Source organism: Phyllobacterium sp. GQ127, from assembly GCF_059758635.1.
On the sequence record NZ_JCAXDZ010000003.1, the window covers coordinates 221530 to 246172 of the forward strand.

The following is a 24643-nucleotide window of genomic DNA, read 5'->3' on the forward strand; positions in this document are numbered from 1 at the left end:
ACCTCATTACCAGCGACGTTCAAAACGTCGGCGCAGCATGATCGCCGCAGCATTCATCACGAATAGGAACACCAGCAACACCAGAATGGCTGCGGCAGTCTTTGCCTGGAAGGCGACTTCAGGAAGGTCGGACCACAGATAAATCTGCACCGGCAGCACCGTCGAAGCGTCGGTTATCCCACCAGGAATATCGACGATGAACGCGACCATGCCGATCATCAGCAGCGGAGCCGTTTCGCCCAGAGCATGCGCCATGCCGATAATCGTGCCGGTCATGATGCCGGGCATGGCCAGAGGCAGCACATGGTGGAAGATGGCCTGCTGATGCGATGCACCGACGCCCAGCGCCGCTTCCTTGATTGAAGGAGGTACGGAGCGAAGTGCAGCGCGCGATGCAATGATGATTGTCGGCATTACCAACAGTGCCAGCACCAGCCCGCCAACTAAAGGGGCGGAACGTGGAAGGTCAAAGAAATTCAGGAACATCGCCAGTCCGAGCAAGCCGAAGACAATTGATGGAACGGCTGCAAGATTGTTGATGTTGATTTCAATGATCTCGGTCACGCGGTTTTTCGGCGCAAACTCTTCAAGATATATGGCAGCGCCGACCCCTAGTGGCAGGCAGAGTAGCAATGTTACGGCGAGCGTCCAGAGCGTTCCGGTCAATGCACCGCGAATACCTGCAAGTTCAGGCTCACGCGAGTCACCCGAGGTGAAGAAGCGGGTCGCAAAAGCACGTTCCACCAGGCCCTCGGACTTCATCTTTGTGAGCCAGATCGCAGCCTGATCCTGCACGCGGCGGTTTGATTCCGGCGTGACAAGCGTCAGCATGGACCAGCTGCCGGGAGCAGCAGCTTCGGCGCTTGCAGGTGTTATCAGCTTGACGCCATCAATACCCGAGGGGCTGATCTGGCTCGCCTTGATCGTCCCGCCATTAACGTTGACAAGCAGGCTTGGCAGCTTCTCATCCAACTCAATAGCGACATTAGTGTCGGTGATGCGGGCATTCAGCGTCTGCGCCTCTGCTTTGATCGCATCGATCTGGCTTTGCAACGAGCTTGCTGCATTTGCATCAAGGCCAGGGATCAGCTTTTCAAGACGTGCGGATTCTGTCGTCAACTTTTCCAGACGCTCAAATAGAAAACCCTGCATTTCCTGAAAAGCCTTGGCGAAATCATCACCCGTTGAACGCAGCGAATAGGTCTCGCCGTTAAGGGTCTGGGAAAGCGTTCCCGTCCCTTCCAGCACGATTTCCGATGTCTGATAACCCTTCAGGAACTGATCTGCATCATCTGAAAGCAGAACAGGGACGGTCACTTCCTGACCGATCAGCGAAGGATTACCCGAAATCATGCGGCGGAAATCGTCGGATGCACCTGAACTGAGCAGGCCATTCAACGCGCGACGTTCCGCACGGGTTGAAACATCAGGAAACTGAGCAGCCAATGCGTCACGAATGATCTTGTCGTAATTACCAGCAAGAAGCGTCACAGGATCGCGGGTATTTTGTGGATCCAGTGCCGCCTGATCTGCGGTAACCTTCAGATCCACCCGATATTCTGAAAACGCGGGCAAGCCCTTGAACAGAACATCGAGCAGAACAACCGACAGAAACAGTGCCGTCAGAATAATTGCCGCGATCCCGTAGAACTTGAAGCGCCGCTCTGCGCGGTAGCGCTTCTTGACCAATGCATCGCGTGGGTAGTCGGTAACGGGAATGCCGTTGGATATGGTGATGTCAGTCATATTGTTCCCGATATCTCTTGACGATCTGGAGCGCGATGAAGTTGAGGACAAGCGTGAAGAAGAAGAGCACGAAGCCGAGAGCGAAAGCCGAGAGCGTTTTGGCACTGTCGAATTCCTGATCTCCAACCAGAATGGTCTTGATCTGCACGGTAAAGGTCGTAACCGCTTCGAGCGGATTGAATGTGAGGTTGGCAGCAAGTCCGGCTGCCATGACCACGATCATCGTTTCGCCGACTGCACGGGAAATTGCCAGCATGAATGCCGACACGATGCCCGGCAAAGCCGCAGGAAGGATAACCTTCTTGATGGTTTCGGACTTTGTTGCGCCCATCGCATAGGAACCATCGCGCAGGCTTTGAGGCACGGCATTGATCACATCATCCGAAAGCGACGACACGAAGGGGATAATCATCATGCCCATGACAAGCCCGGCAGCGAGTGCCGATTCCGACGAAACCGAGAGACCGAAGGTTTCGCCCCATCCGCGGATGAATGGCGCGACTGTCAAGGCAGCGAAGAAGCCGAGCACAACAGTAGGCACACCGGCCAGAATTTCGAGAATAGGCTTCACAATTGCACGCGTGCGCGGGCTGGCATATTCAGCCATGTAGATCGCTGCAAACAGGCCGAGCGGACCAGCAACTGCAATAGCGATCACAGTGATCAGCAATGTGCCGACCACCAGCGGCACGATGCCAAATGCGCCGGATGAACCGACCTGATCAGCCCGGATCGCCGTTTGCGGCGACCATTGCAGACCAAACAAAAAGTCGATCGGCGATACTTTGGTGAAGAACTGGATGGTTTCGAAAACCACGGAAAAAACAATGCCGATTGTCGTCAGGACAGCAATGGCCGAACAGGCCAGCAAGACATATTTGATCAGTCGCTCGACGCTGTTTCGCGCGCGAAACTGCGGCCCGATCAGACGAAAACCCATCATTGCGGCGGCCAATGCAAGGGCAACGCCGCCAATCAGCAATAACCAGCCAGTAAGGCTGACAGCGCTTGAATAGGCCGATGCGGCATTGGCCAGTTCGGGCGAGGCAGTGCCTGCATAAGTACCGGCAAGAATTGAATGAATGTCGCGAAACACCGCGCTGCGGCCAAGACCATCAGCAATAGTGGCCGGGTCAATACCCGCAAGTGCCTGAGCCTCGACATATCGATTGGCAAGCGGCGCTCCCAGAACATAGACCAGAAGCATGGACAGCGCGATCAAAGCCGCAAGAAACATGCCGTGATAGGACGGAAGCGAATGGAGAGACGAAGGCTCCGCTCCGGCAAGGGATGACGCCCTTTGGCGACCCACCAGAAACAGCGAGACTGTCAATAGCGCGAGTATCAGGAAATATGTTGCGGTCATAGGCCTACCGATCCAGGTCCAAGGCTTGGCTTCAATGTATTTGAATGGCAGCCGGTCAGATCACCGGCTGCCATTCTTGATATAAAGCTTATTTCAGCTTGTCGCCGTTGATGGTCTCCATGGCCAGAACAGCCTTGGCAGCTTCAGCATGGCGCTCTGCTGGCAGTGGCACGAGGCCCTTTTCGGAAAGGTAACCTTCTTCGCCGCTTGCAGTGTCCGATACGTATTCAGCAGCAAACTTGTCCAGACCCGGGATAACGCCGACATGGGCCTTTTTGATATAGACATAAAGTTCACGAGAAGGCTTGTAAGTACCGTCGGAAATTGTTTCGAAGGTCGGAACAACACCGTCGATTGGCACGCCGGCCAGTTTCGATGCATTTTCCTCAAGGAAGGAATAGCCGAATACGCCAAATGCCTTTGGATTTGCTTCAAGCTTCTGAACGATCACATTGTCGTTCTCGCCTGCTTCCACATAGGCGCCATCTTCGCGAAGTGACTTCCAGACAGCTTCAAATGCCTTGGCGTCCTTACCCTTCAATTCCTTCAGAGCAGGAATTTCAAGCGCACCGGCTTCCATGAAAAGCTCATGCATGGAATCGCGTGTGCCGGATGTTGGAGGCGGGCCAAGTACTTCGATCTTCTCGTTAGGCAATGAAGGATCGATTTCAGACCAATTCTTGTATGGGTTGGCAACGAGCTTGCCATCAGCACCCGGAACTTCCTTGGCAAGAGCGAGGAAGAAGTTCTTGCGCGAAAGCTTCAGAGGAATACCGGCCTTTGCCTGGGCAACGGTCAGACCATCAAAGCCAACAAGAATTTCAACGATGTCCTTGACGCCGTTCTTGTTGCAATCGGCAAATTCGCTCTTCTTGATTGCGCGCGATGCATTGGTTGCATCCGGGAACTTTTCGCCAACGCCTTCACAGAAAAGCTTCATGCCACCACCTGTGCCGGTGGATTCGACAACTGGCGTCTTCATGCCGGATGTCTTGCCGAAATTTTCTGCAACAGCAGTGGTGAAAGGATAAACCGTCGAGGACCCGACGATGCGGATTTGATCGCGTGCAGATGCAGTGCCGAGCGAGGCTGCAATGCCGATGGCCGCAATTGCCACCGTTGAAAAAAGCTTGTTCATGGGTTTTACTCCTGTTTGAAAACTTTTGAAGTCACCGCTATCTACAGAAGGTTTATAACAGTCATGTGACACTAATATTACGGTTTGATCACAATGAGCGAGCCGCAAAAGCGTTACGATTAAACATTTGTATTTATTATATATTTTAGCCACGCTTATTCCCGTGGCAGCAAATGAAACTTCGGCGGCGAATTACATCCCTGTTGAATTATATCACGATATCCGGAGCCCGTCGAAAGGGGATGCAGCTCTCCATTTGATGGATGTCCGTTCTTGTCCTGCGCAATGCTGGCAAAAATTTCAGGCCCATTTTCGCCCTGCCGTTGATATGATTTACAAATTTCCTATTTAAGGATATTGATTATCCTTAAATCAAGCATTTGAGCCCTAAAACTGTCATGGGCAGGATTGAGCAATGATACTGAAAAGTCAGGTCGAATGGGTACTCCATTGCTGCGCCCTTCTGGCCGGGCTGCCGGAAAACCATTATCTTTCAACCAAGACATTGGCTGAGTTTCATGGTGTTCCCAAGGAATATCTATCGAAGGCGCTGCAAAATCTTTCGCAGGCCGCGATTGTCGAGACGACACTTGGGCCAAGCGGTGGCTACCGGCTTGCAAGACCGACCTCAGAAATTACATTTCTGGATATTGTCGAGGCCGTTGAGGGGAAAAGCCCGACCTTTGTCTGCAATAATATCAGAGAGAACAATCCTTGCCGCTCCGCAGACCATTGCGATACGAAGCCATGCTCCGTGGCTCGCATCATGTGGGATGCTGATGAGGCGTGGCGCAGCAAGTTGCGCAGTGTAACGCTGGCCAGCCTGGTCGAAACACTCGCTAAGGACGTTCCAGCTGATCTTTGGAAGAAGAGTTCCGAATGGGTTATGGCCCGCACGTAGATAACATGCGGGCCAACCCGGTTCGGCGTGATCGGCTATTATATCGACAAGAATGTTACTTGATCGGGGTGGTCAAAGGGGTTTTCTCGTTGGTATCGACGACAAATACGGCAAGCAGCCGTGCCGGGTCGGTTTTACTGTCATTCGCGCTCACACCATGGCGATCACCCGGCGTTTCAGAAAAGTTTTCCCCGGCTCGATAGACCTTCACGGGGCCGTCATTGACCTGGCTGCGAACGGCCCCTTCCAGAACAGTCGCATAGATAAAGGCGGAATTCGGGTGGGTATGTCCCGGCGAAGACCCGCCCGGCCCATATTCCACAAGAATGCCCTTGATGCTTTTACCCGGCACATTCGGCAGCTCATGCTCGTAAACAATAGTGACCTTGGCATCTGTCCCGTCGGCATGTGTGGCAGCGCTGTTCATGAGCAGCAAGCCAAGCGCCAATGCGGTGATTGAGGTTTTGATCATTTCAGTCTCCTTCGATTTTCGCTGTCTGGCGGCTCACTTGCGGCGGGGCGCCGTTGCGAACCATTCTTCAAAACCGATGGATCCAAGCCGCGGATCAAGGCCGGGCACGAGCGATTCATCGTTGAGTTCCGCGCCGAAATATCTGGCGTGAGCATCGACCACGACCGACCTTGGATCATTGGTTGCTTTCAGGTAACGGCCAACCAGATCGCTCAGCCGGACCTTTTCCGGGCCTGCGATTTCCACCGTCCCCATGACCGGCGATGCAAGCGCCACTTCAGCCATGGCGTCCGCCACATCATCAGAAGCAATAGGCTGTACATAGGCAGGGGATAAATGCACCTTGTCGCCGACCGTCCCGGATTCTGCGATGCCGCTGAGAAACTCGAAGAATTGCGTTGAGTGAACAATCGTATAGGGAATCGGCGACTTTCTGATCAGTTCTTCCTGCGCAAGCTTGCCGCGAAAATAGCCGCTTTCCTGCAAACGTTCGGTGCCGACCACGGAAAGCGCGATATGGTGCTTCACGCTTGCCGCTGCTTCGGCTGCAAGCAGGTTCTTACCGGAGGTCTGGAAGAATTCGAGAACATCCCTGTCCGCGAAGGATGGCGAATTGGCCAGATCAAGGACGATATCCGCACCGGCAAGCGCCTCGGTCAGGCCTTCTCCGGTAATCGTGTTGACCCCGGTATTCGGCGAGGCGGCGACCACCTCATGACCCTTCTTGCGCAGGCGTTCAACGGTCTTCGATCCGATCAGACCAGTTCCCCCAATAATAACGATTTTCATGGCAATTGTCCTTCGATGCCCGTTAATCCGGGTGTTAAGAGATCAATGTTCAAAGGTTTAGTTCAGGCCAGCCTTATCGAGACCAAAGGCCTTGTCCGATGATCCGGGCACAGTCCTGAAGGCCACATTGGCGCGGTTCCAGGCATTTATAGCCATGACCGTATAGGTTAGATCAGACAGCTCCTTCTCGGAGAGCTGGCCGCGAACGCGTTCGTAAACATCATCCGGAACGCCCTGCTCCGGCAGCTTTGTCAAAATCTCGGCCCAGGCCAAAGCTGCGCGCTCGCGCGAGGAGAACAGTGTCGATTCCCGCCAAATAGCAATGTGGTAAAGACGAAGCTCGGTCTCCCCATGCATCTTGGCCTGCTTGACATGCATATCGAGACAGAAGGCGCAGCCGTTCATTTGGGAGGCGCGGATATGTACGAGATCCTCGATCTTCTCTTCAATGGCACTGTCCTTGAGCGCCAGGCTGAAATCCATGAACTTTTTGAAAAACTCGGGCGACTGCTGAATGTAGTTAAGGCGTTGGCTCATATGTCTCTCCATTCGTATATTACGGATATTTGTTATCCTTAAGGATATTAAATATCCTTAATAGAAAAATGTAAAGTGGGGCGCCTGCAATAAATTGCGCCTGCGCTCGCTCAGCTGCCCACATTTCACGTAAGTATTTGATTTAACGAACTATCGGCGATCCAAAAAATTGCCATCAAGCCGGTTGTTTTAGACCTGTGCCTCCGTCAGTCGCCCTCACGCCTTCGGGATGCTCTATTTTTCACCAGCCGGTCCTGTGATGCATGGTGCCTACAGCAATCAAAGGCAGGCGACATTGAGAGGCCGCCGAAGCGCTGGACAAAGGTTGTGGCTTTGTATTGCTTGAAAGCTTTTAATGGTTGGAACCAAAATTCACCGACACCGGTTACTTTTCGAAAGGAGGTAACCGTAATATCTTTGGCTTTTTGTTGTGCTCGGCGGACCCATTATTCTCGGGATAATAATGGCCTATGGCATGCTCAGACGCCGGCGGTTGACCCCGTCCGAAAAAGAAACTCGCAACCGGAAAACCAGACAGCTTTACCAGTCGAAAAATTAGACGGATACGGCGATGCCAATTGATCCAATTCCAAGATCCAGCTTTTTGTGCCTGATGAAATCACCACTTCGAATGTCATGACATTTACGACCGCTGCGGAAGCATTCGCGGATATTCATTCGGTGTGGAAAGTTCACATCAATGATCATGGTCCCATGACACCGGACGAATTCAAAACCGAGTGTCTGCGATGGAACTGATCGCTATTACACTCGTTTCGAGACTGCCAGATAGCTGCCACTGGCAGGCAAGCATGAACGGGCTCAGGGCATTGATGTAATGGGTAAAGTCTACAATGAATTTATCGAAAGACTCCGTCTGGCCGTTCAGGAGCATGAAGAGCGCATTGTCCGGTTGGAGGAAGGTGTCGAAAAAGCCTTTCGTAAATCGCGGTCAGGCGAGAAGGAAGACATTTCCCTGCAAACTGCGGACCATTACCGCCGCCTCGCTCACCATCTGCGGGAAGTCATTTCACGGCACGACCTGAAGCTTGCGCAAAAATCTGAACCCGAAGCCCAAAAGAACGCCGCTCTACCGCGAAGGACAGAGCGGCGTTGATCGATTTTTGAAGCGGAACAACTCGTCCGCTCATCTCCACGCCCCTTGAGGGAAAAAACGGAACTTTTGGTGAATTTCAGTGGTGGTAAATTGTTACCGAAGGCCTTGTTATATCCGGCGACAGGGTTGAGCAGCAAAAAACACTGTTAAATTGGATCGTCCTGAAGCTCTCTGAATCGGAGGACATCGTTGGAACCATCGATGCTGGCGAGCAATGCCAGTTTATCCGTGTAGGCCGAGGCGGAGCGGGCGATCAAATCCGCGACACCTATCTGAAGGCTCTGCGCGACATTACCCATTTCGAACTGCTGATCGAAACATTGGACGTTTCTCAACCTTTTCAGGAGGCAACCATCCTTTCAACTGCAAGTGCTGACACCGTCCAAGTGAGTCAAGGAGACCGCTATGGGCCAGATTGAAAATCCAAAACTTCCTGAATTGCATGACCGGATGGCTTCCGGTGGATATACGATCCTATGGGAAGAACTTTCGGGCTGTTTTGTTGTTTGGGGCGACAGTGGTCAGATCAGGGATGGTTTCGCTACCAAAGAGGACGCCACTTCATCCCCAGCGCCGCGCCCAAACGAAAGGACCGTGCATCGCACGATCCCGCATCGTTCACTAAAACCCAGCCCGCAGGCTGGCTATCATTCCATACCCAAGGCATTCATATAAAGTTCAAGGATCGCTTCTTCTTCCTTGCGCTCATTGGCGTCCTTCTTGCGCAGGCGAACAATGGTGCGGATGATCTTCGTGTCGTAGCCGCGGCCTTTGGCTTCAGCCATTACTTCCTTGATATCGTCGGAAAGCGTGGTCTTTTCTTCTTCGAGGCGCTCAATGCGCTCGATGAATTGACGCAATTCTGCTGCCGCTACACCTTCGACACCGCCCTGTGCGCCCAAATCATCCATGCTCATATTTCACTCCGTAAAACGTAACTGGCGACTCGGGGTTAAGCCGCGCGGAGCGTTCCGATGCCCGACGAAGGGCTAGGGAGTCAAGGAAATAGAGTCTGCGACCGCAGCCATCCGGACCTTTCAATGCCCGGGCTTGTTTGTCTCGAAGGCTGCCTTGGCTGCGTCACTTGCTTCGCGTTGATATTTTGCCTGCCAATCGGCATAGGGCTCGCCATAGATGATCTCGCGCGATTCATCCTTGCTGATCGCGATGCCGGAAGCTTCCGCCGCTTCGCGATACCAGTTGGAAAGGCAGTTGCGGCAAAACCCTGCCAGGTTCATCAAATCAATATTCTGCACATCGCTGCGGGCGCGCAGATGCTCCACCAAACGCCGGAAAGCCGCCGCCTCCAATTCGGTTTGCTGTTCCCGGCTTAAATCAGTCATGGATGATCTCCTCAATTATTCCCGTTCTTGAACCATAATGCCGAACCTCATGCATATCGGGTACTGCATTCATGCCTTCAAGGATTGGCCCCAGACGCTCAGCCCATAAGGTCGTGCCCGCATCATCGCCAATCAGGTCCTGGCGTACCTCGATCAACGCATGGGCATAACCCGGCAGGATGCAATGCGTATACATTGTGTCGCCCTTGAGTGCCCCGTCATAGGGCTCATTATCGCCAACGACCAGCAGGGGATCTGCCCGTAAACCCGCCAATAAAGGCAGCACAGCGCGTGGATCCTTGTCCCAAAGTATGCCGGCGTGCCAGGGCCTCGGCGTCGCTTTCCAGAATGCGGTAAACGAGTGAATGGAAATAACCAGGGGCGCCTTGCCGCTCTGTTCCACCGTTTCCGCGATCGCCGCGGCAACCGCATCATGATAGGGCCTGTAATATTGGTTTATGCGCTTCTTCCGCTCGTCTTCAGGCATTGGATTGTTGCGCGGTATCACGGCACCATCAGACAGACGCATGATCAGGGTTGGATCATCATCGCCGCGATTTGGATCAATCAACAGCCGCGAAAACCCGCCAAGTACCGCTGGCACACCAAGCATGGCGGCAAGTTTGCGGGTCAACTGCTCGACGCCAATATCATATGCAATATGCCGCTCGAATTGCGCGGCATCCAACCCCAGCGAGCCATATTCTTCCGGCAGCGCGCGGCTCGCATGATCGGCAAGCAGGACAAGGCCCTTGGCATAATCGCCATCAACCAGATGATAGGGAGAAAAGGACATGAAGACAGGCTCTTGCAACGGTGAATCTGACCGCTTTTGTCTTTCATGCCCTAGGCAGCAATGCAAGGCAGATTGTTCGCCGGGCAAATCCCGAATGCTTCTACAGACAACCTATCAAAGGATTCAAAACCCACGGTCCAAGTAAAAAGGGCGGTAAACTGCCGCCCTCGTCAAAGTATTGTTAACTCATCAGATGCGTGGGCATTGACGGCTGAAAACGCAAACTTGCATCGGCAATCATCATGGTTGATCCATTCGTCATAGTTGCAGTTGCAGTCCCCGTAATTGCCGATCCGTCTGCAAATTGCTTCGCCCCAGCCGGATCAGGCAGAAGATTAATCAGCTTGATCCCAGCCTCTGACATGGTTTTCAATTCACCATCGTCCGTAATGCCGTCTTGGTTCAAATCCTGCCAGACACGAAATTCATTCCAGCGGGCATCATTCGCATCCAGAACATTGTCACGGTTGGTATCGAAGGCATAGCGCAGCCCTTCAAGGTCCGTCACTGACTCTGCATTCTCCGCAGCGATTTCATCCTCGGTTTTCCAAATCGAAAAAGCTAACTCTCTCGTCTGATCAATCTTGCCATCCGCTCCCGTAGCGCCGTCTTTTGCAAGGTCGATGGCAAGAAAGCCATCTTTCGGTCCGACCCAAGCCGTCTGATCCATATTGCCGTCGCCATTCCAGTCAAACTGCGGGCCCAAATTATTGTTAGCAGAGTACAGCCTCAGATCAGTAGCTCCATCGCCGTTCAGGTCTAATAGCACTGGAGGCCGCAGTGGGGGTCGACCTGCGGGGAATTCAATTGGATTCGAGAACGTCCCGTCACCAAAGTCAAAATGGCCGATTCCCCACCCATTAATAATATTCGGGTCTGCAATGAATTTGGGTCTAGTAGAAGGCATCGGCCCCGTAACTGGCAGAGGAATAAAACTACCTGCCGCTGGCAAGCCACCGCCTGGAAAGATTGCTGGCAATGCAGGAACTTTATAAAGACTACCCCCGCTCGTGAACCCACCAGGAGGGGGCATCGTGAATGTCCCTACAGACGGTGTAGCCGTGCTGCCAAAGGTATAGGAAACAGATGTGCCCCCCGGTCCGAGCAAGCCAGATAAAGTAGAGGAAACCTGATCCCAGAAACTGGAACCACCAGAGCCGCCAGAGCCTTGGCGTACGAAACTAAAAGATCCTTTTTCCTTATTGTAATTTCCAGGGATATACTCACCTTTGCGAGTATAATAGTCGGCCCTTTTCGGATTTCCTTTCTCGTCAAACCAGAGTTGATATCTACTGCCATCGTCCATAAAGCGATCCTCTTTCCCGAAACCTCTATAAATCTTTAGCCAATCATGTTTCTGCCCGATATCAATTTCGGTATAATCCGTAACTCTGCCGCTCCTAAATTGTTTCTCTATTAGAGTGCCATCTGGCAATTCTATTACTTCTATGTCCACTTGCCCATAATGGTATTTTATCTGGTATTTAGTGCCATCGTCCTGTACTGCTGTTTCAACATTGGGTTGCCCATCAGAAAAATACTCAATTATTGCCTCCTTAAGTTGTGTCAGATTGGCAGGATCGTAGAGATTTTTTAATATTTTGCTCGCTTCAAATGAAGTCGTCGACGTAGTCTGTCCTGCAGCATTATAATCAATCCGCGATGTCATTTTTTGAGTTTTTGGATCGTATTTTGCAAAGTATCGGGTCTTATCGTCGTTAACCCCGGCTTCCCAAATGGCATTGCCGTCCTTGTCATATTCAACGGTAGCCTCGCTCCAAGTGCCTTTATTCTCAGCGTCATGGAGCGTAGTTGTTTTTGTGCCGTCTGGTCGGTAGGACGTTGTTGATGTGAGCTGCCCAGAGGAATTGTAGTCGGCCCTAGAAGTCACCTTTCCTGAAATCTGGTCATAGTTTTGTTCATAACTGCCACCATCATCCTTGATGCCTTTCTCAGAAACAGCATTGCCATTTTTGCCATATTCAATGGTTGCTTCACGCCATGTGGCTTTGTTATTTACGTCATACAGCGTTTTGCTCTGCGTTCCGTCCTGGCGGAAGGTGATGATCGCAGTGGGCTTGCCATCAGCCGTATATTCCCGCCGCCGGATGACCTCGCCTGTATCCTTGTCGAAGACAACATCATATTTGCTGCCATCATCGTTGATACCTGTTTCCGATACCAAAGAGCCATCCTTACGATACTCTATCAAAGCTTCTTTCCAGGTCCCTGTCCCGGTCACGTCATACAATGTAATTGCTTTGGTTCCGTCGTCCCGAAATATCGCGGCAGATAGCGCCTGCGTCTTGTCATTGTAGTCAGTCCGGGCAGTCATGGCACCGCTAGCCGGATTGAACTTTACATCATAGCTGCTGCCATCATCCTTAATGCCTCTTTCGGAAACAGCATTGCCATTTTTGCCATAATCGATGGTTGCCTCGCGCCAGATGCCCTTGTTGCCAGCATCGTAAAGCGTTTTGCTCTGCGTTCCGTCCTGGCGGAAAGTGATGATCGCAGTGGGCTTGCCATCCGCCGTATATTCACGACGCCGGGTGACCTCGCCTGTATCCTTGTCAAAGACAACATCATATTTGCTGCCATCATCGTTGATACCTGTTTCCAATACCAAGGAGCCATCCGTGCGATACTCGATAGAGGCTTCTTTCCACACTCCGGTGCCGCCAGCATCGTAAAGCTTTTTGACCTTCGTCCCATCCGTTCGAAATATCGTGGCAGATAGCGTCTGACCTTTGTCGTTGTAGTCAGTCCGGACGGTCATAGCGCCACTACTTGGATCGTACTTTACGTCATAGCTGCTGCCATCGTCATTGATGACCTTATGTGAAACAGGCTTGCCATTTTTGTCATAATCAATGGTTGCTTCACGCCGGTTGGCTTTATTGGCCGCATCATACAGCGTTACGCTTTGCGTTCCGTCCGTATGTATGGTGATAGTGGATATGGGCTTGCCATCTGCTGTGTATACGCGCCGTCGCGTGATCTCTCCAGTATCCTTATCAAAGACAGCATCATATGTACTGCCATCATTATTGATACCGGTTTCGGAAATAGGGGAGCCATCCTTACGATACTCTATCAAAGCTTCTTTCCAGGTCTCTGTCCCGGTCACGTCATACAATGTAACTGCTTTGGTTCCATCAGTTCTAAATGTTGAACTTTTAGTCAGATTTCCGGCGGCATTATACTCACTTCGCGTACTGGCCTTGGTTGTACCGGGAAAGAACGTCGTTTCCCACGTGCTACCGTCATCGTTAAGTCTTCGTTCTGAAACAAGAATTCCATTAACATCATACTCGGCCTTTGCTTCACGCCAAGGCGAATTATTAGAAGCATCATAGCTGGTCGTAGTGCCAGTTCCATCAGGCTTAAATGTAGTTTCTGAAGTTTCTTTTCCTGTCGTGCGGTCGAAATACTTATCGTTTATCTGCTTACCCGAACCATCAAAAACAGATTCCCGAGTTTTAACATGTGTGAGAGGATCATATTCAGTCTCGGTCTGGCTCTTAAGTTTACCGTCCTTGTCATAGGTTTTGATGCTGGATGGCTGGTTATTCTCCGGATTAAACTCGGTTATTGTTTTCGTGCCATCGGGATTGAGGATAGTTTCGGGCTGCCGCACTGATACAGCAAGTGTCACCTCACCCGAACTCAGTCCGAGCGCTTCTGATATTTCCTTAGCAGCTTTTTCGATGGCTTTGACCGCCGCTTCACCACCAATTACGCCAGTTGCTCCTCCGAGTACAACCCCAATGAGTGCTCCATAGGGTCCGACACCAACTCCCGCTGATCCGCCCCATTGAGCACCCATCCAACCAAAAGCAAGGCGAGCACCAAGACCGTTTAAGACACTATTGGCGCCTTCCACGTCGCCATTCGCAGCAAGTTCCTTTGCTTGTGCCATGGACTGTTTTGCATCAAGCAGGGCACCCGCTGCACCCAGACCCGCTGCACCCAGACCTTTTACCAGCCCCCTCGCAGATGCGCCGAAAATACTGCCCAAAGTCTCCCGCAGTGAGACCGATGGGGAGAACCGCCCCACTTCCGTTGCCTGCCCGATAGCCGCTCCAAGACTGTCCAACGCACCTGTTTTCCCAGCCTTTTGCAGAGCTTTGGTAACCTCCTCCACAGCTTCTGATGACTTCAACACGGCAGTCCATTCAGCCTCAGGACCTACCAGTTTGCCCATCTTCGAGATGGCATCGGCATGTTTTGTTGCATAATCATCCAGCTTGCCGAGCAACTCCTGATTAAGCTTGTTTATCGCTTCCGACGTTATGCCCTTAGGCGTATTTGTGAAAAGATCACCGTTAATGAGAGCTGTCTTTAGCGTATCACGCAAAGTATTTACCCGTCCCGCAACGCGCTCGGCAGCGGCCCGGTCTCCGGCAAGCGCTTTTAAGCCATTGGGGGAATCCGCAAGGCTCTGCATATGTTTAGCAATGCCTTCTTGGTAACTGCTGAGTGGGCCACCTGTATGCGGAGAAAGCTTCAGTTTTTCTGCCAACTCCTGAGTGGCAGGTAAATTCAGAACATTTCGCGAAGCATTGAGGTCGAAGAGTCCTTGGCGAGCTAGTTCTTTAAGAAGGACATTGTTCTCTCCCACGTCTTTTGGAATTACGTGATGACCTTGAATAGGAGATTTTAGAACAGATTCGTTCACATCAAAATCCTTTAAAATATATAATAAATATCAAATATTTAAATGAAAAATATGTTGGATAAACTTCTAAAAATCAGCAGCATCATGGAACTGCAAACCACCAATTCCATCTTTTTGGTTCATTCCTGCCGCTCGGCAGGCATCACGCAGAATATGATCACAAAATACTACTCCGGAAAATGGCGTACGAAATATATGATATTCGAGCAGTGCCTTTTGTTTAAAACTTAGATGACATCGTCCCACAAAACTGTAGTACTTAACTTCTTTTCTGGTATCTAAGTCGAGCTCGTACTTAATTTGTAAAACTGACGCTTCTTCGTCCAGAGCATCGATAGTGCGAATGACATCACAAAGGTAGTATTGAGAATCCTTCGAACTATCTGCAACGGTAAAGTCGCACGCGACGAACGCAAAACCTTCTGGATCGACTTGCTCGAATATCTGCTTGAGACGTTCCGAGACGAGCCAATATCCACTCATCCCGCCTTCCAGATCCCGCGGCATATTTCCTTTTTTGGGAACGTAACTTAATCGAGGTACTTCACGAAGGGGAGGAAAACCTCCATCGACGGGCCTTATGATCCTGCGCGGTAAAGTGAGTAGTTGCTCTTCGTTCTCGAAGACAACGCCGTGCCCTTTACCGCCCGTCAATTTGACATCAAGAACAAAGTACTGCCCTTTCCTGGGCTTGTTGGTCTGTTTCGAAAATACGTCGCTTCCTGCCATTACCCTGTCCTCGTCCTGCTTCGGCGGCCAGCACGAACACCGCTTCCCTTGTCAAGGACTATGCTCGGCAAATCATGCGTTGACAATTAACCCTTAGTCCAAACACGCTCAAACAACTTCCCGGTTGTATTCGTTTACGATGGCCGTGTTAGAGCACAATAGTTTTCACCAATACAAATCGATTAGATCGAAGCCTGAGCCGGATCGTCCCAAAAACACCACAGCCGATCACAATCTTGTCGTGGCACCCCTCTACGACTTATTCACGCGTTGACAATGCGCGCGAAACTACGGAAAAGGAACCTCGTCTACCTGCCCTGAAGCCATTGGCTTAATTTTGGTGCTGGCAGGACCCTAAAAGACCGGACGGAGGCAATATTGGGTATGAGCATAAAGCTAAGATGGGGAAGCTTCCTCGCGGCATTTCTGTTCATATTCATTTCGGGAAGCGTTTTTGCGCCGACCCAGGCCCATGCCGATTTCCGCGTGTGCAATTCCACCCAAAATCTGGTCGGCGTTGCTCTGGGCTACCGCGCCAAGACTGGCTGGATCACGGAAGGCTGGTGGCATGTCAACGCCTCTTCCTGCACCACCTTGGTTGTCGGACCGCTGACATCGCGCTATTATTACCTTTACGCCGAAGATGCTCAAAGCGGCGGGCGCTGGGACGGCAAGATCAACATGTGCGTTGCCGAAAACCAGTTCAAGATAACCGGTATCAATGACTGCTTCGCACGCGGTTTCCAGCGTTCCGGATTTCAGGAATATGATACGGGCGAGCAGACGAGCTGGATGGTCCAGCTGACAGAAGAAAATCCTCCCTCATCTCCAATTGTAACGGATACCCCTCCTCAATGAGACGTCGCCGCAAGGTCAAAATTCTCGCCACGCTCGGTCCTGCTTCCTCCGACGAAGGCATGATTCGCAAACTGTTCGAAGCCGGTGCCGATGTCTTCCGCATCAATATGAGCCATGCCAGCCACGACCTGATGCGTGAACTTGTGCGCCGCTTGCGCAATGTGGAAAAAGAAGTCGGACGGCCAATCGGCATTCTCGCCGATTTGCAGGGACCCAAGCTGCGTGTGGGCAAATTTGCCGAAGGCAAGGTGGAACTCGTTGCAGGCCAGACCTTCACCCTCGACAACAATGAAGCGCTTGGCGATAACACCCGCGTTTACCTGCCGCATCCGGAAATTCTCAAAGCCGTTGAGCCGGGTCATCGCCTGTTGATCGACGATGGCAAGCTGGCGCTTGTCGCTGAGGCATCCGATGGCAAGCATATTCGCTGCCGGGTTGTTTCAGGAACGAGTATTTCCGACAAGAAAGGCGTCAGCCTGCCTGACACCACACTTGATGTCGGCGCTCTGACCGAGAAAGACCGCCGCGACCTTGATGCCGTGCTGCAGGAAGAAATCGACTGGGTTGCTCTGTCCTTTATCCAGCGGCCGGAGGATCTTGCCGAAGTCCGCAAGATCTCGCGCGGCCGCGTTGCTCTTCTCTCAAAGATTGAGAAGCCACAGGCCGTTACCCGCCTTGATGAGATCATCGAGCTTTCCGATGCGCTTATGGTTGCGCGCGGCGATCTCGGCGTTGAGATGCCGCTGGAATCAGTGCCTGGCATCCAGAAGCAGATCATTCGTGCTTGTCGCCGGGCAGGTAAGCCCGTTGTCGTCGCCACGCAGATGCTGGAATCGATGATCACTGCCGCCGTGCCAACCCGCGCCGAAGTGTCCGACGTTGCCACAGCCGTGTTCGAAGGTGCCGATGCGGTTATGCTTTCGGCAGAATCTGCAGCTGGCGATTATCCTGTAGAAGCCGTCGCAACAATGGCGCGCATTGCCGAACAGGTGGAGCGCGATCCAAACTTCCCCGGCATCATCCATGCCCAGCGCCCCGAGCCCAATGCGACCGGTGCCGATGCAATTTCGCTCGCCGCCCGCCAGATCGCCGAAACGCTCAATCTTTCAGCTATCGTCACTTATACCGCCTCGGGAACCACTGCCTTGCGTGCCGCGCGCGAACGGCCACTTTTACCCATCATCGCGCTGTCGCCTGTCGTTGAAACCGCCCGCAAGCTAGCGCTCGTCTGGGGGTTGCATTGCGTTGTAACCGACGAGGCCTATGATCTTGATGAGATGGTCGATCGTGCTTGCCACATTGCCTATCAGGAAGAGTTCGGTAATCCGGGTGATCGCATCATCATCTCGGCTGGCGTGCCCCTGCGTACCCCAGGTTCAACGAATATGCTGCGCATCGCCTATATCGGCTCCGACGGTCTAACGAGCGTCTGACGTCTAGCGCTGCAAGCGGTTGATTATAAAAATTCCGGCATGCGTAAGCATTGCCGGAATTTGCAATTTTAAGCTGAGCATATTGCTGGTTGCTACTCTAACGAAAGCTACGGCAGTTTAGAAAAGAGTGCGGACGGCATTGCAACGAGCCGCCAGCGCAACAGCTATGGAGCTTCCCGCTCATTTTCAGCATTTTAAGCAAAATACCCACAAAGCTAAATGATTTTCCCGAAAAAACGGGCAAATTTGCCGAAGAATTACAATCGATAGTGGTGATTTAGTTGTGATTAGTTGCAATCAACGAAATTACGTGCGTTGGCCGGTTAATTCATCTGCCAGTTCACCGACTTCTTTCTGAGCCTGACGCATCATCGGATAGACATTCAAAACCTGCTCGAATGCGCCCAGCGCTGCCTCTTTGCGGCCCGTTTCCTTGAGGATGGAAGCCATACCGGCCATGGCTCCAAAGTGCCGTGGTTCCAATGTCAGCGTCTTGTGAATATCAGCCATGGCGCGGCCGTAATCATTCATCACATAGTTCAATGTGGCGCGGCGGTTCCAGCCTTCCGCATAGTCCGGCTTCATGACGATGACTTGATCGAGAAAATCCAGCGCAACGGAATACTTCTTATCTTCCATGGCCTTAGAGGCCCAGCCCATCATCAGATCGATGCTTGCGCTACCGGAATTCTGCCACTGGGTTTGGATTTGCGAGGCAATCCGCGATGCTTTCATCGCGTTGGTTTCCCGCTTCAATTGACCGAAAAGCTCATCCAGCCGGGCGGCACGCTTTTCCGCCAATGTTTTGCCGGGCAATGCGGCCTGTTGCGGAGTGAGGGCCTGGCCTTCAGCAGGTTTCCCCTGCGTATCAGCCCTATCCTCAGTTCCGGTTCTTTCTTGCGCCCCAGCGCTCTCCGCCATTGAAATCATTGGCGAAAGTACCGTTGAGAGCCCGATTAAAATAGCAAAGACGTTCTGCATGACACGAATGTTAGTCCGTATCAGCAAAACGTCAAATGCAAATAACCGTGAAACGGTAAGATCAGCCCTGGCGTGCTTTGAAGCGCGGAGCAGTCTTGTTGATGATGTACATGCGGCCCTTGCGACGGACCAGCTGATTGTCACGATGACGGGCTTTGAGGGCCTTAAGGGAGTTCTTGATCTTCATTTCAGCACCGGTATCTTTCGCCCGAAACCGGGCACCAATAAAAAGCGCGCCTTTTAAGCGCGCCGGAAACACGTTGCGGGGAAATAGCCAAGGAATGCCTGCATTGTCAACTCCCATCCCACGATTCATCGCATGATTCAGCGAGAAAACTTATCTTTTCCAGCATTCAGAGGCGTTTGGTTATGCGAGTCACATGCCCCATCTTGCGCCCGGGACGCGCTTCGGCCTTGCCGTAAAGATGCACCACGGCTCCGCTTTCTTTCAATATCTCTGGCACGCGGGCAATATCATCGCCAATGAGATTTTCCATCACACAATCGGAATGCCGCCTCGTATCGCCCAGAGGCAATCCTGTAATGGCGCGTATATGCTGCTCGAACTGTGAAACGGCGCAGGCTGCTTCTGTCCAGTGGCCGGAATTATGCACGCGCGGTGCAAATTCATTGGCAAGCAAAGTTCCATTGGCAAGCGCAAAGAACTCCATGCCGAGCACGCCGACATAATTCAATCCTTCCAGCAGCTTGCGGGCCGCATCCGCTGCCAGGCCCGCCATTGTTGAAGACACGGAAACAGGAACTGTCGAGCTTGCGAGAATTCCATCCTTGTGAACGTTCTCGGCAATGTCATAAACCCGGATATTGCCGGCCTCGTCACGCGCCGCAATGACCGATATCTCGTGAGTAAAGTCCACCAGCGCCTCAAGAATGGAAGGAGCATTGCCAACGGCGGCAAATCCGGCCTTGGCCGTTTCGCCCGGCACGCCGGAAAACTTCGCCTGGCCTTTTCCATCATAACCGAAGCGCCGGGTCTTAAGGATGCCCTTGCCGCCAAAAGCAAGCAGGGCAGCTTCCAGCTCCACCTCATTTTCGACGACGCGCCATTGCGCGGTCTGAATGCCGAGCTTGTTGAGAAACCGTTTCTCGGTGACGCGATCCTGTGAGACTTTCAATGCCTCTGCTGGCGGAAATACTGACTTCGTTTCACTCAAAAGTTCCGCTGAGTCGACGGGCACATTCTCAAATTCGTAAGTAATGACGTCGCTTAGCTCAGCCAATCGCTCCAACGCGTCATGATCATCATAGGCTGCGGTAATAACTTCATTGGCAACTTGCGCTGCGGGGCAATCTGCTTGGGGCTCCAGTATCACTGTTCTGTAGCCGAGACGTGCAGCAGCTATAGCCAGCATGCGTCCAAGCTGACCACCACCGATTATACCAATCGTCGAACCTGCAGAAATCATTCTCAAACCTCGTCGGAAGGCCGCATCGCAACCTTCTCGCTTTGTGCCTGCCGGAAAGCATCAAGTCGTTTTGCCAGTTCCTTATCGTGCAGAGCCAAAACCGCTGCTGCCAGCAATGCGGCATTGACCGCGCCTGCCCGGCCAATTGCCAATGTCCCGACGGGTATGCCCGCTGGCATTTGCACTATGGAAAGCAGCGAGTCCTGGCCGGAGAGAGCCTTCGATTCAACAGGTACGCCAAAAACCGGCAAAGGCGTCATGGACGCAGCCATGCCTGGCAGATGTGCAGCACCGCCTGCACCCGCAATAATGACCTTGAAACCAGATTCTCTCGCGCTTTTGGCGAACTCGACCAATCGATCCGGCGTTCTGTGCGCCGAAACGATCCGGTCATCGTGAGAAATTCCAAGGCTGTCCAACGTTTCAGCCGCATGACGCATGGTCGACCAATCGGACTGGCTTCCCATAATGATTGCTACGTCAGCACGTGTATCAGCCATTGAGCATCCTCTAATAATGGAATGGGGGAATTAGTGTAAAAGCAAAGAGCCTGCAAGCATAAGTCACAGCACCGCAGATTGCTCTTTGATATCAGGCGATTATGTCGGGGATGATTTTGTCTTCCAGCTCGATGAGCTTATCTTTGATGATGAGTTTCTTCTTTTTCATGCGCTGGATACGCAGCTGGTCGCAACCAACTTGGATCATTGCCTGGATAGCTGCATCGAAGTCCAGATGCTCTTGCTTCAATCTTGCGACTGCCAATCGAATGTCAGCCTGATCTTGATCGGACATGCAGTGATTCCCGGTATTTTGCTGTAGAATTATCAAAAGCGGTCCGGAGTAACACTGTCACTTGCCGGTATGCCGCAATATCACATTTCATGTGACAATAAAATCCTGCGAAACATATTCGACAATTGCTTCAAGTAGTGGCAGAGTGTCACGGCTCTGTCATAAAGCCGCTACTTGGCTGACAGGGCATTACGAGCAAGGAAATTAACCAAGGGAGAAGCCGCATGGCCATTGAGTCTCATCTTGAAACGCTTGAACGTAAGCATGGAGCACTTGAGAAAGAAATCTCCGATGCAATGCTAAGTCCAGCTACGGACGATCTTAAGATTAGCGACCTCAAGCGTCGCAAGCTTGTGCTGAAAGAGCAAATCGAAAAAATTCGTACGCTCGTTACTCACCACTAAAACGACTCCGGGTCGCAAGGCAAGATAGACCCCGAATTCCGCCTGAGTATATCACGCGGCAGATCCGAAAACCCGGCACGTCTGGTCAGACAGCCGGGTTTTCATGTCTTTGGATTAGTTTTCTGCCGGTGCTATGGCGGATTATTCATTCCAGAACTGATCAAGCCACAAATTCAAATGGAAAAAGCCGCTATCGTCGACTGCATAGATGCGGCGGGTGCCTTCTGATTTCACCGAAACCAGTTGCGCATCAAGCAGTGCTTTAAGGTGCTGGGAGACCGCGGGGCGCGATATAGGAAGACCGGACGCCAACTCATTCACGGTTTTTGGACCCCGCCTCAATTCCTCAAGAAGGTATCGGCGGTTGGGATCGGAAATTGCAACAAAAGCATCTGTTTCGACCATGTTGCAGTTTCGGTTTAAACCGCCAGCAATGTCAACGGATTTGTCGCTATTCGGGCAGGGTTTCCGCACGTGGATCAAGCTTTACACCTTCGGGTGTTGCACGTTCCGAATGCACCGTCTGAAAATTATCCCGCAGTTCGATTGGCACCGGCGCGCGCATTCGCGAGCGAATGATTGCATGACACATGATTGCCGCATGAGCCAGTGCCGTGATCGCAAACAATCCTTCGGCTCCGATGGTCTCCATCGCCCAGGCGCCCAGTACCGGACCGATCATCGTGCCAAAACCATAGAGCAATAACAGGCCACTCGTCACTTTGACGAAGTTTTCGGAGTCCGAAAAGTCGTTGGCATGCGCAACAGCCACGGGATAGAGCGTATAGGCCAAGCCACCATATATCGCCGTCATGATGAGAATGATCGTGGCATGTCTTGGAGCGATGAAGAAAATCAACAGCCCGATCAATGCCGCAGCACCGCCAACGAAGGCCAATACATAACGCCGGTCGGTTCGATCAGACATACGCCCGACCGGAATCTGCATCAGCGCGCCGCCGAGCACCGAGGCGCTCATCATCAAGGCGATTTCACCGACCGAAATTCCTGTCGCAGCGCCATATACAGCGCCCAGCGTACCGAATGCGCCATTGGCAACGCCAATAAGTATGCAGCCAAGAAAGGCCACCGGCGAATTACGGTAAAGCGCACGCAAATCAAGCTGCACTTCCGTCAATGGTTTTGGACTGCTGGCTGTTGAAATAGCTGTCGGAATCAATGCGAGACAGAACAATATGCCGGACAGCATAAAGAACGTGCCATTATGCACGTCGCCAAAACCGATCATCAGCTGGCCAACCGTTATCGACCCGAAATTGACCACCATATAGAGACCGAATATTTGGCCGCGATTGGCGTTCGTGGCCCGCTCATTAAGCCAACTCTCAATCACCATATAGGAGCCTGCCATGGCAAATCCGGTGAGGGCGCGCAGGACAATCCAAGCCGTTGAATTAACGAGTATTCCGGTCATCAGCGCAACGATTGCCGCAATCGCGGCAAAGGCGCTGAATGCACGAACATGTCCGACTCTTCTCACCAGTCGCGGGGCAAGAAGGCAGGCTGTTATAAAGCCACCTGCCCATGCTGTTCCCAGCAAACCGAGCGATGTCGTTGAAAACCCTTCGGCGCCGCCGCGCAAGGGCAGTAATAATCCATGCAGGCCTGAAGCCATGACGAGAAAAGATGTGCCGCAAAGAAGCGCAAAGACCTGAATGAATGAACGAAACACGAGATATCCTTCGGACGAGCGGGGGGAAGACGGCTCTGTATTGATAGGGATGCAGCTTTCTCTCGGTTATCAATGCGGAAACTTGATGGCACCTGCACCAAATTGAAATCAATCAGCGAAAGAGCGCCTCTGCAGCAACCTTGCTATCTCCCTTTCGCGAACGCTCCTCCTCAAGACGTACAATCTCCGCACGCAACAAGCCTATACGCTCATCAAGTTCTGCAACAGATAGCAAAGACAAGTCCTGGCCGATATCATGAACAGTCTTGCGCCGGGGCTCTTCATCGAAAAGTGACATTTCTTTCCTCCACTTGTCGCCTCCGCGTAGTAAGATACATTCCAACCACTTGGAATTGCAAATTATTCCAATGAATCAATATCAGGGAAGTTCATAATGGCAGAAGAGATTCCAACAGTGATGACGGCGATTGAGATCAGTTCTCCAGGTGGCCCAAGGGTACTCAAAGCGGGCGAGAGACCCGTTCCTGCGCCCAAATCCGGGGAGCTTCTTGTGCGAGTGCGATCCGCCGGTGTTAATCGTCCCGATGTTTTGCAACGGCAAGGCCATTATCCACCGCCACAAGGCGCTTCAGACATTCCGGGGTTGGAAATTTCCGGGGATGTTGTCGCAACAGGGGAAGGTGTAACCCGTTTCCGCCTTGGTGAACGTATTACGGCACTGGTGGCCGGCGGCGGCTATGCCCAATATTGCACGGTTCATGAATCCAACGCCCTGCCGATCCCGGCAGGCTACGGCTACATAGAGGCCGCCGCAATTCCCGAAACATTCTTCACCGTCTGGCACAATGTTTTTGAAAGGGGCGCCCTGCAAAGCGGCGAGACATTTCTCGTCCATGGCGGCTCGTCCGGTATCGGCACGACAGCGATACAGCTGGCCAAGGCCTTCGGGGCGCGCGTATTTACAACGGCTGGATCAGGCGACAAGTGCGAAGCATGCGTCAAGCTTGGAGCCGATCACGCAATCAATTATCGCGAAGAGGATTTTGTCGAGGCTATTAAGCGACTTACGGACGGCAAAGGTGCCAATCTGATCCTCGACATGGTTGGCGGCGACTACATCGACCGGAACTATGACGCGGCGGCTATTGATGGCCGTATCGTGCAGATTGCTTTTCTCAACGGGGCAAAGGCAACGACCGATATGACCAAGCTGATGGTCAAGCGACTGCAACATACGGGATCAACGTTAAGGGCCCGAACAATCGAGTTCAAAGCCGGAATTGCCCGCGAGCTTGAACTGAACGTTTGGCCACTATTGGCTGAGCGTAAAGTCGCGCCGGTGATCGATATGGTCTATCCACTGCATGAAGCCTGGCGCGCGCATGAGCGTATGGAAGATGGCCAGCATATTGGCAAAATTGTTTTAGATGTAAGCTGAACCAAGACTGTAAAGGCCGCTATATGCGGCCTTTATCT

27 protein-coding genes are annotated in these 24643 nt (G+C 52.2%); 7 read left to right on the forward strand and 20 right to left on the reverse strand.

Annotation, left to right across the window (positions count from 1 at the left end; all coding sequences use genetic code 11):
• Nucleotides 1-6: 6 nt before the first annotated feature.
• The 3 genes from pstA to AC6CHM_RS13090 all read right to left on the reverse strand — a co-directional run bounded on the left by pstA (nt 7) and on the right by AC6CHM_RS13090 (nt 4250).
• Nucleotides 7-1746 carry a phosphate ABC transporter permease PstA gene (pstA, locus tag AC6CHM_RS13080; RefSeq protein ID WP_498173459.1) on the reverse strand — a complete coding sequence of 580 codons (1740 nt, stop codon included), beginning with the start codon at nt 1744-1746 and terminating at the stop codon, nt 7-9.
• The gene (gene pstC, locus AC6CHM_RS13085; RefSeq protein ID WP_115054151.1) at nt 1739-3112 is read right to left on the reverse strand and encodes a phosphate ABC transporter permease subunit PstC; all 1374 of its coding nucleotides are present in this window, start codon (nt 3110-3112) and stop codon (nt 1739-1741) included. Before pstC ends, pstA begins: the two co-directional genes overlap by 8 nt.
• A gap of 88 nt (nt 3113-3200) precedes the next feature.
• Entirely contained in the window at nt 3201-4250 is a 1050-nt protein-coding gene (locus AC6CHM_RS13090; RefSeq protein ID WP_115054150.1) for a PstS family phosphate ABC transporter substrate-binding protein, read from the reverse strand.
• Nucleotides 4251-4665: 415 nt separating this feature from the next.
• Here AC6CHM_RS13090 and AC6CHM_RS13095 point away from each other — a divergent pair, with 415 nt between their 5' ends.
• Nucleotides 4666-5151, forward strand: a complete 486-nt coding sequence (locus AC6CHM_RS13095) for an RrF2 family transcriptional regulator (protein ID WP_307280830.1) — start codon at nt 4666-4668, stop codon at nt 5149-5151.
• A gap of 55 nt (nt 5152-5206) precedes the next feature.
• On the opposite strand, the gene AC6CHM_RS13100 is transcribed toward AC6CHM_RS13095, so the two are convergent.
• The 3 genes from AC6CHM_RS13100 to AC6CHM_RS13110 are packed head-to-tail and all read right to left on the reverse strand — an operon-like array spanning nt 5207 to nt 6949.
• Nucleotides 5207-5623: a cupin domain-containing protein gene (locus AC6CHM_RS13100; protein ID WP_498173461.1), complete on the reverse strand. Its 417-nt coding sequence runs from the start codon at nt 5621-5623 to the stop codon at nt 5207-5209.
• Between the two features lie 33 nt (nt 5624-5656).
• Nucleotides 5657-6412: an SDR family oxidoreductase gene (locus AC6CHM_RS13105; protein ID WP_498173462.1), complete on the reverse strand. Its 756-nt coding sequence runs from the start codon at nt 6410-6412 to the stop codon at nt 5657-5659.
• Between the two features lie 57 nt (nt 6413-6469).
• The gene (locus tag AC6CHM_RS13110) at nt 6470-6949 is read right to left on the reverse strand and encodes a carboxymuconolactone decarboxylase family protein (protein WP_498173464.1); all 480 of its coding nucleotides are present in this window, start codon (nt 6947-6949) and stop codon (nt 6470-6472) included.
• 838 nt (nt 6950-7787) lie between these two features.
• On the opposite strand from AC6CHM_RS13110, the gene AC6CHM_RS13115 reads away from it, so the two are divergent.
• Nucleotides 7788-8066, forward strand: coding sequence for a hypothetical protein (locus AC6CHM_RS13115; protein ID WP_115054145.1), 279 nt, complete (start codon nt 7788-7790; stop codon nt 8064-8066).
• A 146-nt stretch (nt 8067-8212) separates the two neighbouring features.
• Here the strand turns inward: AC6CHM_RS13115 and AC6CHM_RS13120 are convergent, their stop codons facing one another.
• Complete coding sequence (locus AC6CHM_RS13120; protein WP_307280839.1) at nt 8213-8365, reverse strand: hypothetical protein; 153 nt, start codon at nt 8363-8365, stop codon at nt 8213-8215.
• 106 nt (nt 8366-8471) lie between these two features.
• Between AC6CHM_RS13120 and AC6CHM_RS13125 the strand changes: the two genes are divergently transcribed.
• The gene (locus AC6CHM_RS13125; protein WP_307280842.1) at nt 8472-8741 is read left to right on the forward strand and encodes a hypothetical protein; all 270 of its coding nucleotides are present in this window, start codon (nt 8472-8474) and stop codon (nt 8739-8741) included.
• Here the strand turns inward: AC6CHM_RS13125 and AC6CHM_RS13130 are convergent.
• From AC6CHM_RS13130 to AC6CHM_RS13150, 5 genes are all read right to left on the reverse strand, one after another.
• Nucleotides 8714-8983 carry a DUF2312 domain-containing protein gene (locus tag AC6CHM_RS13130; protein ID WP_008128240.1) on the reverse strand — a complete coding sequence of 90 codons (270 nt, stop codon included), beginning with the start codon at nt 8981-8983 and terminating at the stop codon, nt 8714-8716. The genes AC6CHM_RS13125 and AC6CHM_RS13130 overlap by 28 nt on opposite strands.
• 120 nt (nt 8984-9103) lie before the next feature.
• Nucleotides 9104-9409: a DUF1244 domain-containing protein gene (locus AC6CHM_RS13135; RefSeq protein ID WP_115054144.1), complete on the reverse strand. Its 306-nt coding sequence runs from the start codon at nt 9407-9409 to the stop codon at nt 9104-9106.
• Nucleotides 9402-10205, reverse strand: coding sequence for an N-formylglutamate amidohydrolase (locus AC6CHM_RS13140; protein ID WP_440810546.1), 804 nt, complete (start codon nt 10203-10205; stop codon nt 9402-9404). Before AC6CHM_RS13140 ends, AC6CHM_RS13135 begins: the two co-directional genes overlap by 8 nt.
• Nucleotides 10206-10386: 181 nt before the next feature.
• Entirely contained in the window at nt 10387-14886 is a 4500-nt protein-coding gene (locus AC6CHM_RS13145) for an SPM autocatalytic domain-containing protein (protein ID WP_498173466.1), read from the reverse strand.
• A gap of 66 nt (nt 14887-14952) precedes the next feature.
• A complete protein-coding gene (locus tag AC6CHM_RS13150) occupies nt 14953-15615 on the reverse strand; it encodes a DUF1629 domain-containing protein (RefSeq protein WP_498173468.1) in 663 nt (220 codons plus the stop codon).
• 384 nt (nt 15616-15999) lie between these two features.
• On the opposite strand from AC6CHM_RS13150, the gene AC6CHM_RS13155 reads away from it, so the two are divergent.
• Together AC6CHM_RS13155 and pyk are read left to right on the forward strand one after the other, a co-directional pair.
• Nucleotides 16000-16473, forward strand: coding sequence for a DUF1036 domain-containing protein (locus tag AC6CHM_RS13155; RefSeq protein ID WP_307286259.1), 474 nt, complete (start codon nt 16000-16002; stop codon nt 16471-16473).
• Nucleotides 16470-17906, forward strand: a complete 1437-nt coding sequence (gene pyk, locus AC6CHM_RS13160) for a pyruvate kinase (protein WP_115054140.1) — start codon at nt 16470-16472, stop codon at nt 17904-17906. The genes AC6CHM_RS13155 and pyk overlap by 4 nt, the downstream gene beginning before the upstream one ends.
• Nucleotides 17907-18212: 306 nt before the next feature.
• On the opposite strand, the gene AC6CHM_RS13165 is transcribed toward pyk, so the two are convergent.
• The 5 genes from AC6CHM_RS13165 to AC6CHM_RS13185 form a co-directional block, all read right to left on the reverse strand.
• Nucleotides 18213-18887: a tetratricopeptide repeat protein gene (locus AC6CHM_RS13165; RefSeq protein ID WP_498173470.1), complete on the reverse strand. Its 675-nt coding sequence runs from the start codon at nt 18885-18887 to the stop codon at nt 18213-18215.
• A gap of 61 nt (nt 18888-18948) precedes the next feature.
• Complete coding sequence (gene ykgO / locus AC6CHM_RS13170) at nt 18949-19074, reverse strand: type B 50S ribosomal protein L36 (RefSeq protein ID WP_040856283.1); 126 nt, start codon at nt 19072-19074, stop codon at nt 18949-18951.
• A 166-nt stretch (nt 19075-19240) separates the two neighbouring features.
• Nucleotides 19241-20314: a 5-(carboxyamino)imidazole ribonucleotide synthase gene (locus tag AC6CHM_RS13175; RefSeq protein ID WP_115054138.1), complete on the reverse strand. Its 1074-nt coding sequence runs from the start codon at nt 20312-20314 to the stop codon at nt 19241-19243.
• 2 nt (nt 20315-20316) lie between these two features.
• Nucleotides 20317-20814: a 5-(carboxyamino)imidazole ribonucleotide mutase gene (gene purE, locus AC6CHM_RS13180; RefSeq protein ID WP_115054137.1), complete on the reverse strand. Its 498-nt coding sequence runs from the start codon at nt 20812-20814 to the stop codon at nt 20317-20319.
• 91 nt (nt 20815-20905) lie between these two features.
• Complete coding sequence (locus tag AC6CHM_RS13185) at nt 20906-21109, reverse strand: YdcH family protein (protein WP_008128260.1); 204 nt, start codon at nt 21107-21109, stop codon at nt 20906-20908.
• A gap of 224 nt (nt 21110-21333) precedes the next feature.
• On the opposite strand from AC6CHM_RS13185, the gene AC6CHM_RS13190 reads away from it, so the two are divergent.
• Entirely contained in the window at nt 21334-21513 is a 180-nt protein-coding gene (locus tag AC6CHM_RS13190; RefSeq protein WP_115054136.1) for a YdcH family protein, read from the forward strand.
• Nucleotides 21514-21654: 141 nt separating this feature from the next.
• Here the strand turns inward: AC6CHM_RS13190 and AC6CHM_RS13195 are convergent, their stop codons facing one another.
• The 3 genes from AC6CHM_RS13195 to AC6CHM_RS13205 all read right to left on the reverse strand — a co-directional run bounded on the left by AC6CHM_RS13195 (nt 21655) and on the right by AC6CHM_RS13205 (nt 23504).
• The gene (locus AC6CHM_RS13195) at nt 21655-21918 is read right to left on the reverse strand and encodes an ArsR/SmtB family transcription factor (RefSeq protein ID WP_008128262.1); all 264 of its coding nucleotides are present in this window, start codon (nt 21916-21918) and stop codon (nt 21655-21657) included.
• 46 nt (nt 21919-21964) lie between these two features.
• Nucleotides 21965-23206, reverse strand: coding sequence for an MFS transporter (locus AC6CHM_RS13200; RefSeq protein WP_115054134.1), 1242 nt, complete (start codon nt 23204-23206; stop codon nt 21965-21967).
• A gap of 112 nt (nt 23207-23318) precedes the next feature.
• Nucleotides 23319-23504 carry a DUF1192 domain-containing protein gene (locus AC6CHM_RS13205; RefSeq protein ID WP_115054133.1) on the reverse strand — a complete coding sequence of 62 codons (186 nt, stop codon included), beginning with the start codon at nt 23502-23504 and terminating at the stop codon, nt 23319-23321.
• Between the two features lie 96 nt (nt 23505-23600).
• Here AC6CHM_RS13205 and AC6CHM_RS13210 point away from each other — a divergent pair, with 96 nt between their 5' ends.
• Nucleotides 23601-24605, forward strand: coding sequence for an NAD(P)H-quinone oxidoreductase (locus AC6CHM_RS13210; protein WP_498173473.1), 1005 nt, complete (start codon nt 23601-23603; stop codon nt 24603-24605).
• Nucleotides 24606-24643: the final 38 nt, after the last annotated feature.

Coding starts and splice junctions, on each gene's coding strand:
- AC6CHM_RS13100 (WP_498173461.1), bottom strand. CDS start 5,623: ATGATCAAAACCTCAATCACCGCATTGGCGCTTGGCTTGCTGCTCATG.
- AC6CHM_RS13125 (WP_307280842.1), top strand. CDS start 8,472: ATGGGCCAGATTGAAAATCCAAAACTTCCTGAATTGCATGACCGGATG.
- AC6CHM_RS13135 (WP_115054144.1), bottom strand. CDS start 9,409: ATGACTGATTTAAGCCGGGAACAGCAAACCGAATTGGAGGCGGCGGCT.
- AC6CHM_RS13195 (WP_008128262.1), bottom strand. CDS start 21,918: ATGGTCGAAACAGATGCTTTTGTTGCAATTTCCGATCCCAACCGCCGA.
- ykgO (WP_040856283.1), bottom strand. CDS start 19,074: ATGAAGATCAAGAACTCCCTTAAGGCCCTCAAAGCCCGTCATCGTGAC.
- AC6CHM_RS13185 (WP_008128260.1), bottom strand. CDS start 21,109: ATGTCCGATCAAGATCAGGCTGACATTCGATTGGCAGTCGCAAGATTG.
- AC6CHM_RS13190 (WP_115054136.1), top strand. CDS start 21,334: ATGGCCATTGAGTCTCATCTTGAAACGCTTGAACGTAAGCATGGAGCA.
- AC6CHM_RS13210 (WP_498173473.1), top strand. CDS start 23,601: ATGGCAGAAGAGATTCCAACAGTGATGACGGCGATTGAGATCAGTTCT.
- AC6CHM_RS13205 (WP_115054133.1), bottom strand. CDS start 23,504: ATGTCACTTTTCGATGAAGAGCCCCGGCGCAAGACTGTTCATGATATC.
- AC6CHM_RS13140 (WP_440810546.1), bottom strand. CDS start 10,205: ATGTCCTTTTCTCCCTATCATCTGGTTGATGGCGATTATGCCAAGGGC.
- purE (WP_115054137.1), bottom strand. CDS start 20,814: ATGGCTGATACACGTGCTGACGTAGCAATCATTATGGGAAGCCAGTCC.
- AC6CHM_RS13095 (WP_307280830.1), top strand. CDS start 4,666: ATGATACTGAAAAGTCAGGTCGAATGGGTACTCCATTGCTGCGCCCTT.
- pstC (WP_115054151.1), bottom strand. CDS start 3,112: ATGACCGCAACATATTTCCTGATACTCGCGCTATTGACAGTCTCGCTG.
- AC6CHM_RS13090 (WP_115054150.1), bottom strand. CDS start 4,250: ATGAACAAGCTTTTTTCAACGGTGGCAATTGCGGCCATCGGCATTGCA.
- AC6CHM_RS13150 (WP_498173468.1), bottom strand. CDS start 15,615: ATGGCAGGAAGCGACGTATTTTCGAAACAGACCAACAAGCCCAGGAAA.
- AC6CHM_RS13130 (WP_008128240.1), bottom strand. CDS start 8,983: ATGAGCATGGATGATTTGGGCGCACAGGGCGGTGTCGAAGGTGTAGCG.
- AC6CHM_RS13110 (WP_498173464.1), bottom strand. CDS start 6,949: ATGAGCCAACGCCTTAACTACATTCAGCAGTCGCCCGAGTTTTTCAAA.
- AC6CHM_RS13165 (WP_498173470.1), bottom strand. CDS start 18,887: ATGCAGAACGTCTTTGCTATTTTAATCGGGCTCTCAACGGTACTTTCG.
- AC6CHM_RS13105 (WP_498173462.1), bottom strand. CDS start 6,412: ATGAAAATCGTTATTATTGGGGGAACTGGTCTGATCGGATCGAAGACC.
- AC6CHM_RS13115 (WP_115054145.1), top strand. CDS start 7,788: ATGGGTAAAGTCTACAATGAATTTATCGAAAGACTCCGTCTGGCCGTT.
- pyk (WP_115054140.1), top strand. CDS start 16,470: ATGAGACGTCGCCGCAAGGTCAAAATTCTCGCCACGCTCGGTCCTGCT.
- AC6CHM_RS13155 (WP_307286259.1), top strand. CDS start 16,000: ATGAGCATAAAGCTAAGATGGGGAAGCTTCCTCGCGGCATTTCTGTTC.
- AC6CHM_RS13120 (WP_307280839.1), bottom strand. CDS start 8,365: ATGGGTAATGTCGCGCAGAGCCTTCAGATAGGTGTCGCGGATTTGATC.
- pstA (WP_498173459.1), bottom strand. CDS start 1,746: ATGACTGACATCACCATATCCAACGGCATTCCCGTTACCGACTACCCA.
- AC6CHM_RS13175 (WP_115054138.1), bottom strand. CDS start 20,314: ATGATTTCTGCAGGTTCGACGATTGGTATAATCGGTGGTGGTCAGCTT.